The sequence below is a fragment of the Mesorhizobium kamtschaticum genome (assembly GCF_056174585.1).
In genome coordinates, this window is the sequence record NZ_CM149691.1 from 5419682 (window position 1) to 5434268 (window position 14587).

General features: G+C 60.7%; 9 protein-coding genes and 2 pseudogenes. All 11 read right to left on the reverse strand.

The window, feature by feature from the left end; genetic code table 11:
* Positions 1 to 12: 12 nt before the first annotated feature.
* Positions 13 to 978, reverse strand: coding sequence for a 3-hydroxyacyl-CoA dehydrogenase NAD-binding domain-containing protein (locus AC0V7N_RS27040; protein ID WP_475451274.1), 966 nt, complete (start codon positions 976 to 978; stop codon positions 13 to 15).
* A gap of 22 nt (positions 979 to 1000) precedes the next feature.
* Positions 1001 to 1921 carry an SMP-30/gluconolactonase/LRE family protein gene (locus AC0V7N_RS27045; RefSeq protein ID WP_496627394.1) on the reverse strand — a complete coding sequence of 307 codons (921 nt, stop codon included), beginning with the start codon at positions 1919 to 1921 and terminating at the stop codon, positions 1001 to 1003.
* A gap of 37 nt (positions 1922 to 1958) precedes the next feature.
* Positions 1959 to 2741, reverse strand: a complete 783-nt coding sequence (locus tag AC0V7N_RS27050) for an enoyl-CoA hydratase-related protein (protein WP_496627395.1) — start codon at positions 2739 to 2741, stop codon at positions 1959 to 1961.
* Between the two features lie 31 nt (positions 2742 to 2772).
* Positions 2773 to 3402 (reverse strand): CoA transferase, encoded by a 630-nt coding sequence (locus tag AC0V7N_RS27055; protein WP_496628030.1) that lies wholly within the window; start codon positions 3400 to 3402, stop codon positions 2773 to 2775.
* Positions 3305 to 4000 (reverse strand): annotated as a pseudogene (locus AC0V7N_RS27060) (CoA transferase); the annotation flags it as partial. The pseudogene AC0V7N_RS27060 and the gene AC0V7N_RS27055, both read right to left, overlap by 98 nt.
* 102 nt (positions 4001 to 4102) lie before the next feature.
* Positions 4103 to 5040 (reverse strand): annotated as a pseudogene (locus tag AC0V7N_RS27065) (enoyl-CoA hydratase-related protein).
* Positions 4928 to 6133 (reverse strand): acyl-CoA dehydrogenase family protein, encoded by a 1206-nt coding sequence (locus AC0V7N_RS27070; protein WP_475451278.1) that lies wholly within the window; start codon positions 6131 to 6133, stop codon positions 4928 to 4930. Before AC0V7N_RS27070 ends, AC0V7N_RS27065 begins: the two are co-directional and overlap by 113 nt.
* A 152-nt stretch (positions 6134 to 6285) precedes the next feature.
* Positions 6286 to 7806, reverse strand: a complete 1521-nt coding sequence (locus AC0V7N_RS27075; protein ID WP_475451279.1) for a cyclic nucleotide-binding domain-containing protein — start codon at positions 7804 to 7806, stop codon at positions 6286 to 6288.
* Positions 7807 to 8137: 331 nt separating this feature from the next.
* Positions 8138 to 8755 carry a response regulator transcription factor gene (locus AC0V7N_RS27080; protein ID WP_475451280.1) on the reverse strand — a complete coding sequence of 206 codons (618 nt, stop codon included), beginning with the start codon at positions 8753 to 8755 and terminating at the stop codon, positions 8138 to 8140.
* A 91-nt stretch (positions 8756 to 8846) separates the two neighbouring features.
* Positions 8847 to 9218 (reverse strand): response regulator, encoded by a 372-nt coding sequence (locus tag AC0V7N_RS27085; RefSeq protein WP_475451281.1) that lies wholly within the window; start codon positions 9216 to 9218, stop codon positions 8847 to 8849.
* On the reverse strand, positions 9215 to 14467 hold the full coding sequence (locus tag AC0V7N_RS27090; protein WP_496627396.1) for a PAS domain-containing protein: 5253 nt from the start codon (positions 14465 to 14467) through the stop codon (positions 9215 to 9217). Before AC0V7N_RS27090 ends, AC0V7N_RS27085 begins: the two co-directional genes overlap by 4 nt.
* Positions 14468 to 14587 lie beyond the last annotated feature (120 nt).

Consider the following 14587-nt stretch of genomic DNA (forward strand, 5'->3'; position numbering starts at 1 on the left):
CCGATACTGAGCCTAAGCCGCCCGCGCGGCAGCTGTTCCTGCAGCGTTGGTGCGCAATTCGAGCAGGCCGAGCAGCAGTTTGTCGCGTTCCGCCTCCAGCTCCGCCACTGTCCGCGACCCGATCTCGGCATGGACGCTGTCGATAAGCTTCTGCTGCACCTCCTTCGTCAGCACAGGCTGGCCGAGAGACTTCCACGATGCGGTCATTGGGCCGGCGAACTGTTCGAAGAAGTGGTCAATGCCGCCTTGGCCACCACCGAGATGGTTGAGCATCATGTTGCCCATAATGCCCCAGCGCAGACCTGGCCCGTAGGATAGAGCCGTATCGACGTCGGCCGCGCTCAGCACGCCCTCTGCAACGAGGTAATAGACCTCGCGCGCCAACGCACCCTGGAGACGGTTGGCGACGTGCCCCGGCAGTTCCTTGTTGATGCGCACCGTCTTCTTGCCGATCGAGGTGTAGAATGCTTCCGCGCGCCGGATCGTCTCTTGCGAGGTCTTTGCCCCGCCGACGATTTCGACCAGCGGCATCAGGTGCGGCGGATTGAACGGATGGCCGATCACACAACGCTCGGGATGCGACGTAGCGCCCAGCTGGATCTGACTCATCGGCAGTCCCGACGAGCTTGAGGCAATGATGACGTCGGGCGGCAACAACTGGTCGAGCTGGCCGTAGAGTTTCTGCTTGAAATCGAGCCGCTCGGGCCCGTTCTCTTGCACGAGGTCGACGCCTTTCACCGCTTCTGCCAGATCGGCGGTAAAGGCGAGCCGAAGAGGCGAGGAGCCGGGAGCGAGCCCCAGCCTCTCGAGCGCCGGCCACGCGGCGTCGACAAACCGTCTCAAAGCGGCTTCAGCATTGGGTGCGACGTCGGTTGCGACGACGTCGAGACCCTTGGCCAGGAACAGCGCCGTCCAGCTCGCGCCGATAACGCCCGTTCCGATGACTGCGACCTGTCGAATGGATTTGATGTCGGACATGGTTTGATCTCCTTGGGAATGGTCAGACGTAGGCAATGCCGCTGAGGTTGCCCTGGGCATAGCGAAGCGTGCGCCGCTCAGTGCCGTCGAGCCTGGCGGAATAGACCGATCCGCCAAGGTCGGTGATGAACATGCGGTCGCCGGCAACATCGAGGGCGATGCCGATGCCCTCCATCAGCCCGGCGAACAGGATCTCTGGCGCGCGACCGCGACCAGCCGGCGGCTCGATCGGCGCGCGGTTGACGGTGTTGCCGAAGGGAGGATCGCCGCGATCAGTCCAATAGAGGAAGCCGTTTTCGAGATCGAGTTCGAGGTCGATTGGCTCAGGCAGGTCGTCGAACAGCACCTGGATGTCCGAGCGGTTAAATCCGTCCTCACCTTTCGGAAAATCCAGGCCTGCCCGGAAAATTCTGCCGAGGCCCGCATTATCCGGACCCTTTTGTGTCCAGTAGACGTGGCGCCGGATCGGGTCCACGGCAATGCCGACGCACCAACTTGTCGCGTCGCTTCGATCGTCTTCGCCCTGCCCGGTCTGAACCAGTGTTTCGACGTCGGTGCCGTCGAGGTTGGCACGCATCACCCGAATCCCCTCGCGGTCGGCCCAGTAGAGTTTGCCGCTGCGCTGCTCGAGTTGAAGCTGTTTTGGCGTATGGGTGACGCCGTTCGGTATGATGATTTGACGATTGCTCCCGTCGAGATCGGCACGCTCGATGGAGCCGTCATTGAGGTTGAGCGTCCCCATGTTGGTCCAGTAGATATGGCCGGCTTCAGCATCGACCACGATGCCGTCGGGAAACCGGCAGCCGGTGACGATGACGCTTTGGTCGGAGCCGTCCGAATTCATGGCGTGGATGCGGCCGCCACTAAGTTCCAGCACGAACAGCCGGCCCATGCGGGCCTCGCCTGAAATGGTCTTTGCCTTGGTAGCCTCTAATATGCTCATGACCTGTTTCTCTTCGTGTCGCGGGAGGCGGCAACGCCTATTCGGCCGCCATCGCCGATGTCTTGGTGAAATTCGGTGGACGCTTCTCAAGGAAGGCAGACAGCGCTTCCTTGGCTTCGGCCGAGCGCAGGCGCTCGCTGAACTCCTGTCCTTCAGCGTCGATGGCCGCCTTGATCTGGTCGATGAAACCTCGCTTGAGGAGCCGCTTGCTGGCCTGCAATGCACCAGCTGGTTTGGCTGCAAGCTTCTGTGCCGTCTCCATCGCGGTGGCGAACAAGCCATCGTCGGGCACGACGCGGGTCACCAGACCCAGCTCCGCGGCCCGCGCAGCGCCGAACCGCTCTCCCAGCAGGAATAGTTCCGCGGCCCGGAGATGCCCAATGCGCGCCGGCAGCGAGTAGCTCGATCCAAACTCCGGTGTCAGCGCGAGATTGATGAAGGGCAACTGAAACCGCGCACCTTCGCCGGCGTAGACCACGTCACAGTGCGTCAGCATCGTGGTTCCACCGCCGACCGCCGCGCCTTGTACCGCCGCGACGATTGGCTTTTCGAACCCGACAAAAGCGAGCATCAGCTGCGTCTGGGGAGATTCCCCCGGCCCGGGCGGAGCTTTGAGGAACTCGCCTGCATCGTTGCCGGCGCAGAAGTCATCGCCTGCGCCATGCCAGAGGACGACACGGGTGTTTCCGTCCTCCGCGGCATCGATCAAGATATTCGCCAACTGCGTGTACATGGCGCCGGTCATCGCATTCTTCTTCTCCGGACGATTGAGCTCGACCCGCAGAATGCCGCCAGAACGTTCGGTGAGGATGTCGGTCATTGCTTGCCTCCGTACTATGCGTTTTGATCCGCTAAGCAGCGCGTTCCTGTGCCTTCGGCACGGCGCCGCTGGCACGCAGGCCGTCGATGCCCTTGGCATCGAATCCGACCGCCCGCAGGATCTCGTCGCTATGTTCACCGAGACCGGGAGCACCCTTGGCGAGAACCTTGGTTACGCCGTGGACCTGAATTGGACTGCTGATCGTTTCGATCAGCCTGCTTCCCGCGCCCTCGAGCGGAACGACTATGTCGTTCAGCCGCAGCTGCGGATCCTGGATCACCTCCTGCGGGCCGCGAATGGCGCCGAACGTGACGTGGACACCGTTGAAGACATCGTACCAATGCGCCATCGGCTGGGCGCCAAAGACCTGGTCGAGAATGGCCGTCAGTTGCGGCCTGTTCGCCGCGAGCTTTGCGCGGTCGGAAAAGCGCGGGTCTGCGAGGAGGTCTTCGCGCCCGATTGCCTTTGCCACATCCGCGACTTTGTCGGGTGTAATGATCAGGGGCGAACCAAGTCCCGTCGGAGGCTTTGTAGATGTTAAGCCCCGCATTGGCGGGATTCTCGCGATCGTGCGGGGCAGCAAACTTCGCGCCGGCCAACGCACCCTGGATCGACACGCTTGCCGACCAGACGCCCTCGGCAAGCAGCGAGGTCGTGACATAAGCCCCCTTGCCTGTACGCTCCCTGCGATAGAGCGCAGTGACGATGGCTGAATAGAGGCCCATGGCCGTCGCGTTGTCGCCGCTGCCGCCCACCGGCCAGGTCGGCGGTGCACCGGCATCTCGCGTCATCGAAAGCAGCCCGCTGCGTGCCCAATAGGAGGTGATATCAAAGCCGGGCAGGTTCGCGTCCGGCCCCTTTTCACCGAAACCTGTGAGATCGGCGTAGATCAGCCTCGGGTTCCATTCCTCGACATCGTTGAATTCAAGCTTGAGCTTGGCGCGGGCGTGATGCGGCGTGTTGACGACAAAGACGTCGGCCCAGGTGACGAGCTTCTGCAGCACCAGCTGCGCGCTCGGCGATTTCAGATCGAGCGCGATGCTGCGCTTGTTGCGGTTGGCGAGATGCCATTGATAGGGATCCTCTGCCAGCGGCTGCGGTGCGACCTGGTGTCCATGTCTCCAGGGGTCGCCTGTCGGCGGCTCGACCTTAATGACGTCGGCGCCGAAGTCCGACAGGATCACGGCGGCACTGGGACCGGCGACGAAGCTTGAGAAGTCCACCACCTTCAGCCCGGAAAAGATGTTGTCGGTCGTCATTTTCGTTCTCCTGAAATCTTGCGGTTCAGTGCCCGTGGAATTGGGGCGCGCGTTTCTCGAGGAAGGCGGACGTGCCCTCTTTCTTGTCTTCTGTTCCAGCGCTCAGGCCGAATAGGCGGCCTCAAGGGCCAGGCCTTCGCTCTGGTTCGTGTCCAAGCCCTTGTGCGTGGCTTCGAGCGCATAGCGCACGGCGATCGGTCCATTGGCGGCGATCTGGTGGAGGATCGCTTCGGCGCGTGCCAGCAGTTCGGCTGCCGGCACGACCTCGTTGACAAGGCCGATGCGGTACGCCTCCTCGGCGTCGATCAGGCCGCCGGTCAAAATGAGCTGAAGCGCGCGACCCTTGCCGATCAGGCGGGGCAACCTTTGGGTGCCACCGCCACCAGGGAGCAATCCCAGCTTGACCTCAGGCTGGCCGAATTGGCCTGCGGAACGGCGATGCGGAGGGTGCAGGCCATTGCCGTTTCGCAGCCGCCGCCTAACGCAAAGCCGTTAATTGCTGCAATCACCGGCTTGCCGAGATTCTCAATGAGATCGAGCACCGCCTGTCCAAGACGGCTCGATGCCTCCGCCTCGATCGCGCTTGCATGCGCCAGTTCGCTGATGTCGGCGCCGGCGGCAAATGCCTTTTCCCCCGCACCGGTCAGAATGACACCGCGTATCGCGGCATCGTCACGTGCGTCCTCGAACGCCGTGCGAAGCTCCAGCCAGGTCGCCCGATTGAGCGCGTTGAGCACCTTCGGACGATTGATCGTCACATAGGCGATGGCGCCCTTCTGCTCGTAGAGCACGTTGGCGGCGTTCATTTCGCTGACCGGCAAGCTCAAGGCGTGCTCGAGTGTCTGTGCAGCAGCGGGCGAGCTCATGGATCGTCTCCTGAGTTTGAAGTGAATGACGGGATGTTTGACCGCTCCGGCAGTCAGCGCCTCAGACGAAGGCGCTGAACCCGGTTGCGGCCTTGGCAACGATGAGGTTCTGCATCTGGAAGGTGCCCTCATAGGAGTAGAGCGCCTCGGCGTCGGCAAACAGGCGTCCGACATTGTTGTCGACAATGATGCCGTTGGCGCCATGCACCTCACGCGCCCAGGCGACCGTCTCGCGCATACGCTGCGTCGTGAATGCCTTTGCGAGCGACGCATGCTGGTCGAGAAGCTTGCCCTCTGCGTGGAGGTCTTCGAGGCGAAACATCAGCGCCTGGCACGCCGTTACATTGGCGAGCATTTTGGCGACGAGATCCTGGATCATCTGAAACGAGGCGATCGGCTTGCCGAACTGAATGCGCTGCTGGGTGTATTTCACTGCGGCTTCGTAGGCGCCCATCTGCACGCCGGTCGACATCCAGCCGACGCCGGACCGGGTCTCGCGCAGCACGTGGGCGGTATCGCGGAACGAATTGGCGTTCTGCAGGCGGTTGGCTTCCGGAACGCGGCAGTTCTTCATGGTGATAAGGCCGTTCTGGACCACCTTGAGCGCCATCTTGTTCTCGATCTTCTGCACGCTGAAACCGGGCGTTGTGTTGTTATCGACGATGAACCCCTTGACCTGGTTATCGTCCAGGTCGCGCGCCCAGATGATCGACACGTCGCACCAGGGTGCGTTGCCAATCCACTTTTTCTCGCCGTTGAGGATCCAGGTATCGCCTTCGCGTTTCGCGGTCGTCAGGAGTCCGCCCCCCGTCCCAGAGCCGACTAGCGGCTCGGTCAGGCCGAAGCAGCCGATTATCTCCAGCCGCGCCATGGGCGGCAGCCATTTCTGCCGCTGCTCCTCGGAGCCCAGCAGGGCGATCGTCCCCATGGCAAGGCCGGTGTGAACACCAAAGAAAGTCGTGAACGAGGGGTCGACGCGGGACATCTCCATCGCCACCAAGCCCTTCAGCCTCGAGCTGTAATCGCCAATGTTGAGACCGCCAATATTAAGTTCCTTCAGCGGTTCGATCAGCTCGAACGGAAAAGCATCTCTGACCCAATAGTCGTTGATGATCGGCGCGACCCTGGCCTCCATGAAATCGTGCACCTTTGTGAGGATCGTACGCTCCTCGGCACTCAAGGTGTCCTCGATCTGGTAGAAATCGGCGTTGGGCGCCGGCAGCGGTTTTGGCTCACGGGCCTGCTTCAAGGAAGTTGCAGAAGGCATCTCGACCTCTCCATAGATGCACCGCCGCCACAGCAGTAAATCTTTGCTGTTGAAGTCGGTTTGTTGAATATGATCAATATGCAAAGGTGTTTCGGTCAAATCTATAGTACTATTGTATCGCCGATACTTTGGTATCGAGATTTAGAATTCAATCAAAGATGAAACAGATGCCGAATCCGGGCAGTCAGGCCGGGATCTGATTTTTGCAGTACAGAGCCATTGCGCTCATCCAGCCTGGACTGTTCCGCAGCGGTTCGCCTTGACAGGAGCAAGCCGAGTTCGTCCGCAATGGCAGGCCGGTCCCGCATAAGCGGTGCCAAGCCCTCCTGGGTGATCTCATAAACAACGACAGGAGTCAGCGCTGTGATCGAACCGGGTTCGCCAGCGCCGGTCAGCAGACCGCCCTCTCCAAAGAAATCGCCTGGCGCCAGCCTCGCCAGTTCGGCCGCCTCGCCGGCGGCACCCTCGCGCCGTCGCGTGACCGCAGCCACGCCGCTGCGAAGGATCATAAGAGATTTCAGCACGCTTCCCTGCTCAACGAATACGTCGCCTTTGCGAAAGGTGCGGCGCGTCATCGTCGAAGCAAGGGCTTCCTTTTCATCCTCAGTCAGATGGGCAAACAGCGGAACGGCATCGAGCAGCCGCAGCTGCGTGGCGCGCATCCCGGGGGACAGGGAGCAAGAAGCCGATGTGGCAACAGCAAGGCCACTATCCGCAGGTTGGGCAAGAGCCAGTCCTGCAGCCTTCGCGTGGCGATAGGTCAGATCAAATATCTCGGTTTTTGCAGTGCCCACCAGCGAGACATCGGCAACCCTGAACGTTACTTCCAGCTCGACTGCGTTCGCATCGAGCGAGGTTACATGAACACTGGGCTCTGGCGTTCTCAAAGTGGACGTGCTGCTGAGCAGGACAGAATGCATCAACTCGATCATGGCAGACGGCGCTGTGGTCGGCCGTAGACGTATAGTGAGTGTCACCCCGTGGCTGGGCTCGGGAGTACTCAGATTTGTGAGCCTCGCTTTCGCGAGATCACTGTTGGGAACGATGACAAGATCATTGGCGCCAGTGAGCAGATGCGTCGCGCGCCAATTGGTCTCGACGACCTTGCCTTCAATAGCATTGCCGAGAACAAGCCAGTCGCCGATCCCATAAGGCCTGGCCAGATTGAGTGCGATCCCCGAGAACACATCACTCAATGTGCTCTGCAAGGCCAGGCCGAAGATCACTGCGATGGCGCCGGACGTGGCAATGAGAGTACCGACCGGAGCATTGAAGACGTAGGCGACGACTGACAGTGCCGCCCCGATATAGATAATGCCGACAACGAGATCCTGTAGGAAACGACCTTCGCGAGCCCGGCCCTCGAAAGTCACGAAGACGCGCACGAAACTGATTAGCGCCCATGCCGCGCTGGTCCACCACGCGATCTTGGCGAGCCCAAGGAAAAAGCGCAGCAGACCGGAGACGTTCTGCGGCCCCGGCGCGTATGGGACGATGCCCTGCGACATCAGCAGGGCAGTCAGCGCGGCAAACAGAGCCAGTTGGCTGACCAGCTGGCGTTCGGATCGCTTGCGAAGTGCCACCCGCGTAGACACCGTTCCCAGGGCAGCGAGTGCACCCGTCTGCACGATAGGGTCAGCGGCCAGCTGGGCGACGTCGCCATAACTCGACATTGATCTCAGTTCCCTCGGCGACCTACCGCTCCTCCCGCCGGTCGGACCGTCAGTCAGGCCATGAAGCCACGATGGTACCGGTAGGATCGCAAGCGCCTGATGCTCCCGTGTCCAAACGCATATTTGAGCAGTGTGCCTGGATATCTATTGTACGTTGGTATCGACAACACTTTGGAATCGGTTCTGTCCCGTCCTCGAAAGCTGGCGACATCGCCGACAGGTTGTACCCGTCGGTCGGCAGTTGATGTGACACCGCTCTGGTCATGGACCGCAGGCGCCGAAATTTGGTGGTGTTGGTATTGAAGAATACCGAACCATGGTCGGCGTGACGCTAGTGGCCGATGTGCAACCTGCCGGCCATGTTAACGAGATCGGCGAAGGATGCGGCCTGCATTTTTTCCATCACCCGGCCGCGGTGTGCCTTGACGGTGATCTCGCTTATGCCGAGCTCATACGCGACCTGCTTGTTCAGCAATCCCGTGATGACCAGGGCCATCACTTCCTGTTCGCGACGGCTGAGCGATGCGTGGCGCTCGCGCAATGCGCGCATCTCGATTTCGAGGGCAAGTGCTGTCCTGCTCCGGTCGAGAGCCTGTTCCAGGGCCGCCAACATCTCGTCTTCGCCGAAAGGCTTGGTCAGGAACTCGACGGCCCCCGCCTTCATCGCCTTTACCGTCATGGGCACGTCGCCATAGCCGGTAACGAAGATGATCGGCATCTCCGTTCGTTCCACGGAAACCAGCTGCTGCAGATCCAGGCCGTTCAAATCGGGAAGGTTGACGTCGAGGACAAGGCAGTTCGGAACCAGTGCCCTCGAGCGGGACAGGAAGTGCTGCGCCGACTCGAACATCTCAGCTTGCCAGCCCGCCGATTGGATCAGCAATTCGAGCGATTCGCGGACCGAAATATCGTCGTCTACGACGAAGACGAGAGGGATTTCCTGCGGCATAGGCGTCAGCTCCCCAAGTCACCGGGTGAATTCGCCAGGTTCGTATGCACAGCTATTACCCCCTTGCCATGTGTCTATCAAGCGGTGCGCATCAGTCCGGTAGCGCCGAATTCAAAGCCTCCTGCAGAGCGTCGTCTGTGAAGGGCTTGAACAGGCAATCAACAGCACCTTGCTCGATGAGGCGTGGCCGCACGGTGTCATCCTTGAGAGCCGTGATGAAAATGGTTGGAATTTTCTGCCCGCGGCGCAGCAGCTCAAGATGCAACTCCGGTCCGGTCATCCCGGGCATACCGACGTCGAGGATCAGGCATCTGGTTTGGCCGAGGTGGTCAGATGCCAGGAAGTCTTCCGCCGAGGAAAATACCTTGGCGGTGAAGCCTAGCTCCTTGAGCAGATCGGGGAGAGATTCGCGTACGGATTCGTCATCATCAACGATCGACACGAGGGGCTGCGCAGATTTCATGAAAACTCCGATGGGATTTTGGGATTGCCACGCGCCACATTGGTCATGGCAACGTCGTCAACGGATGTTGCATCCGTTGAGCAATGTGGAATCGAAAACGCGAACGTCGCCCCCGGGCCATCGTTGGCTTGCGCCCAAAGACGTCCATTGTGTCTTTCTATGATGGAGCGGCTGACGGAGAGGCCAATACCCATGCGATCGCTCTTCGTCGTGTAGAACGCGTCGAACAGCTTTTCTGCTCCTTCAGACCCAAAACCCACACCGGTATCCTGCACGGACAGACGAACCTGCCCGTCCTCATCACGGCTGGTCCTCATCAACAGCAGCCGCCGGCGGTCGTTAATGGCGTCCATCGCATCTGTGGCATTGCGCAGGAGGTTCATGATCACCTGCTGGAGCTGGACACGATCACCGGCAACCAGCGGCAATTTGTCGGCCAGTTCGGTGCGCAAGACGACTCGACTGCGTTGCAGGTCTGCCGAAAACAAGGCGATGACCTCTTTCGCGGCGTCGTTGAGATCGACAGGCTCGAAGGTCACCCCACGCTTGGTGAACAGCGCGCGCAATCGCGCAATCACGTCCGCCGCACGCTTGCCGTCACGTATAGTGCGCCGCGCTGTCTCCTGCGCACCATCGATATTGGGCGGGTCGCTGGCCAGCATACGAAGGCAGGTACTGGCGTTGGTGATGATGCCTGCCAGCGGCTGATTGACCTCATGGGCGATCGAGGCCGTCAAGGCGCCGAGACTCATGATGCGGGTGACCTGCGCAAGCTCCGATCTGAGCTTCTCGAACGCCTCTTCCGAAAGCCGGCGCTGGGTTATGTCGAGAACGGCGCCAATATATTCGATCTGGCCATCGCCGTGGCATCCCGCCCGATGCGCGATCAGGTGCAGATATTTGACCGACTGATCGGGCAGAACGATTCTGTGTTGGTATTCGAATTCGCGTTCGCCGCGTTGCGCCCGCTCGACCATATTGACCATCATCGACATGTCTTCGGGATGAACCCGGCTAGCGATTCGATCGAGACTCACGACCGTGTCTGGCTCGAACGCGAAGATGCGGTAGAGTTGCTCAGACCAAATGATCTCGCCGCTGCCGACGTGCCAGGAAAGATTGCCCATACGAGCGAGATGCTGGCCTTCCGCCAGGAACGCCTCGCTGCGCCTGAGGGCGTCTTCCGCTCGCTTGCGCGCCGTCATATCGCGCGTGACGCCAAGCTGTGCGATTGAACCATCGCTGTTGCGCAGCGGAGCGGCATGCGTCTCCATGTGCCGGCGCAGGCCTTGCGCATTGATGAGGTCGAACTCCAGAAAGCCTTTTTCGCCGGCGCAGATCTTCTCGTGGAACTGACGATATTTTTCCTGGTGCTCGGGAGCTACGAGGTCGAAGAACCGCTGCCCGATGACATTATCGATGGAAGGCACCCCTGCCATTGTCGCGCCGGCCGCATTTGTGCGCAGAACCGTGCCGTCGCGGGCCACCACTTTCACGCATTCAGGCGTCGTTTCCACGATGGCGCGGAAACCCTCTTCGCTGCGCTTGCGGTCTTCGATGTCGGTGTTGACGCCATACCATCTGACGATGTTGCCGTATTCGTCATGCAGCGGATTGGCACGGAAGAGGAACCACCGGTATTCGCCGTCGTGGCGCCGCAGCCGCGCTTCGGTCTCTCCCGGTTTTCCCGAAGCCATGATGGTTTGCCATGTATCTGCCAAACCAATCATATCCTCGGGATGGACCGCGGCCGCCCAGCCCCAATCCCGCGCCCCTTCGGCGGTAAGGCCGATATAGTCGAGATAATGCTTGTTGAGGAACTCGGCGGTGCCATCCAGACGCGCCGCCCAGGCGAGCGTTGGGATCGTATCGATGGTAAGCTGCAGACTGCGCTCGTTCGCCGTCAGTGCCTGCTCGGCGCGCTTTAGGTCCTCTATGTCCGAGGTGACACCGTACCAACGAATGACCTTTCCTGTCTCGCCGCGCATCGGCACGCGTCGGCCTACGTGCCAGCGATACGACCCGTCGGCCATGATGGCGCGATACTCGCATTCGAACGGCTCCTCTGTGGCCAGGCACTCTTGCCAGCGACTGTCGACGAGCGACAGATCGTCGGGATGGAAAAGGCTCCGAAAGTCGACGCCGCTGGGCTGGCCACTCAGCTCGAGCGTACGCTTGTTGACGTACACGTTTGTGCCGTCCGCGTTGTAAATGCCGACCCTTACCGGAATGCTGTCGATGGTCGCCTGTAGATTGCGCTCGCTCGCCGCCAGCGCCTGCTCGGCTCGCTTTCGATCCTCAATGTCCGAGCTGACACCGTACCAGTGGATCACCTTTCCTGTCTCGTCACGCACCGGCACACGGCGCCCCAAATGCCAGCGATAGGTGCCGTCCGCCATCCGCGCGCGATATTCGGCCTCGAAGGGCTCTTCCTTTGCCAGGCTCTCGCGCCATAGCTTCTCCGCGAGCCCGACATCATCCGGATGGAACAGCTCCCTCCAATCGGCATCCCCCGGCAGACCACTGAGCTCGATTGCCTGCCTGTTGGCTGAAACACGGATGCCATCGGTGTCGTGTACGCTGACCCTTGCAGGAATCGAGTCCAGGATCAGACGTAATTCGCGTTCGCTCGCCGCCAGCGCCTGCTCGGCACGCTTTCGATCCTCGATGTCGGAGCTGACGCCATACCAGCGGATCACCTTTCCTGCCTCGTCGCGCATCGCCACGCGGCGCCCCAGATGCCAACGATATGTGCCGTCGGCCATCCGCGCGCGATATTCGCATTCGAACGGCTCACCGCTGGCCAGAGACGTAGCCCAGAGTTTCTCAGCGCGTTCAAGATCATCCGGATGGAAAACCTCTCTCCAATCCGACCCAATGGAGTAGCCGCTGAGTTCGAGCGCCTGCTTGTTGGCGGAAATGCGGTTACCCGACGTGTCGTAGATGCCGACCCTGGCGGGGATGCTGTCGACGACGAGGCGAGATTGGCGCTCGCTCTCCTGCAAGGCTTGCTCAGCGAGCTTGCGGTCCTCGATGTCGTGCGCGATACCGTACCAGCGGACTATCTTCCCAGCTTGGTCGCGCATCGGTACGCGGCGCCCCAGATGCCAACGATACGTCCCGTCCGCCATGCGAGCCCGGTACTCGCATTCAAAATCCTCACCGGTGGCGAGGCATTCCCTCCATCGGCTTTCGGCAAGCGGCAGATCGTCGGGATGGAAAACGAGCCGCCAATCGGCGACGGCGGGGATGCCGCTGAGCTCGACCGTACGTTTGTTGACGGACACGTGCGTGCCATCGTCGCTGAAAACGCCAACCCTTGCCGGAATGGTGTCGAGAGTCGCCTGGAGGTTGCGCTCGCTGGTCGCCAATGCTTCCTGCGCCCGCTTCATGTCGTCGATGTCGGTGCTTACCCCGTACCACTTGGCGATATTTCCGTTGTCGTCCCGCAATGGGTTGGCGCGAAAGAGGAACCACCGATATTTGCCGTCATGTCGGCGAAGCCGCCCTTCGGCCTCCACAGGGACAGCGCGTGCGACCGCGCTTTTCCAAGTCGTGTCAAGGCGTTCCCAGTCATCGGGATGTAGCGCGGCCTTGTAGTCCCAGCCCGGCACCTGTTCAGGCGAGAGGCCGACATAGTCGACATAGTGCTTGCTCAGGAATTCGTCGCTGCCATCGGGACGTCCCGACCAGGCAAGTGCGGGGATGGTGTCTATGATGAGTTGGAGGTTGCGTTCGCTCGCTGCAAGCGCGTCCTCGGCGCGCTTCTTTTCGTCAATTTCATCGTATACGAGATACCACCGCAGGATATTGCCGTCGCCGTCGTACAACGGACGTCCTCGCACCCGGAACCAGCGATAGGTGCCGTCGGCGCCACGAAGTCTTTGGTCTGTGGAATAGGACTTTCCGGTCGTCAGTGCGTGCAGCCTTGTCGCGAGGACGCGCTGTAGATCGTCAGGATGAACGATGTCGGTGGCACTCCAATTCTTGAGCTCTTCCTCCGACTTGCCGAAATAGTCCACCATATGCTTGTTGACGGCCTCGACTTCACCGCTTGGCCTCAGTACGCCGATCCCGGCCGGGATGCTGTCCATGATCGTCTGGGTATTGCGTTCGCTTTCGCGCAGCGACTCCTCTGCCTTTTTCCTGTCATCGATGTCGGTCTGTAACGCGTACCAGCAGACGATACGGCCTTCGGCGTCATGAAGCGGAATGCCGCGACTGTAGAACCACCGATACATGCCATCGAAGCGACGCAGCCGGTATTCAAGCTCATAAGGCACGCCGGACGCGACCGCCTTGTTGAAGATCTCCGTCACTTCCTGAAGATCGTCGTCATGTATCGTTTTGTTTGTCGACCATTTCTTGAGTTCGTCGGGCGGCAGGCCGTGATAGGCCGCCATCTGATAGTTCACCACGTCTGTCTTGCCATCAGCCGTCAGGGTCGCCACCAGACCCGGGATGCCGTTCACGATGGCGCGCGCCTTGCGCTCGCTCTCGCCCAACGCCTCCTGGGCCCGCTTTCTATCATCGATATCAATCAGCAAATGAAGCCAGCGAAGGATTTGGCCCTGACGATCCCGCAAAGGCAGGCCATAGACACTGTACCAGCGGTACACGCCATCAGAGCGGCGATGCCGACTCTCGACGTGATAGGAGCTGCCCTGCTGGTGTGCGGCAATCTGCTCGGAGATCGTCCGCTCAAGGTCGTCTGGATGCACGACGTCGGACGCCTTCCACCCTCTCAGCTCCTCGAACGTCTTTCCGAAGTAGTCGAGCGTGGGTTTGTTCAGGGCCTCTACCTCGCCCGATGACGATGTGACGGCAACAGGAATCGGAATGCTGTCGACGATTGCCTGAAAATTGAACTCGCGCTGCCTGAATGCCTCTTCAGCGCGCCGCGCGTCCTCGATGTCGGTTGCGGTTCCACACCATTTGCTGAGCTGTCCGGACTGGTCGTGAACCGGGCTGCATTGGATGAGAAACCTGCGATACTGTCCGTCCGCGCGGCGTATATATGCGTCTATCTCGCCGGGTTGACCGGAAGCGATGATCGACCGCCAGTCCTCAAGTAGCCCTTCCAGATCGTCTGGATGGACCACAGCCTGCCACTCCCAGCGCTCCTCACGCGAACTGACGCCGCAGTAGTCGCACCAGCGTCGATTGATAAGGTCAATGGTTCCGTCAGGCAGCGCAGTCCATGCCATGGCCGGCAGCGCATCCAGTACGCCGCCCTGATCACTCTTCATGCGCTATCCTTTCCAGCCTGTCGGCTAAACTGCGCCAGCGTCCGGCAAACGTCTATTATGCCTTGGTGTCGGTTTTCGTCGGTCCCTACCGACGGACAATCCAAAAGTATTGCCGACACC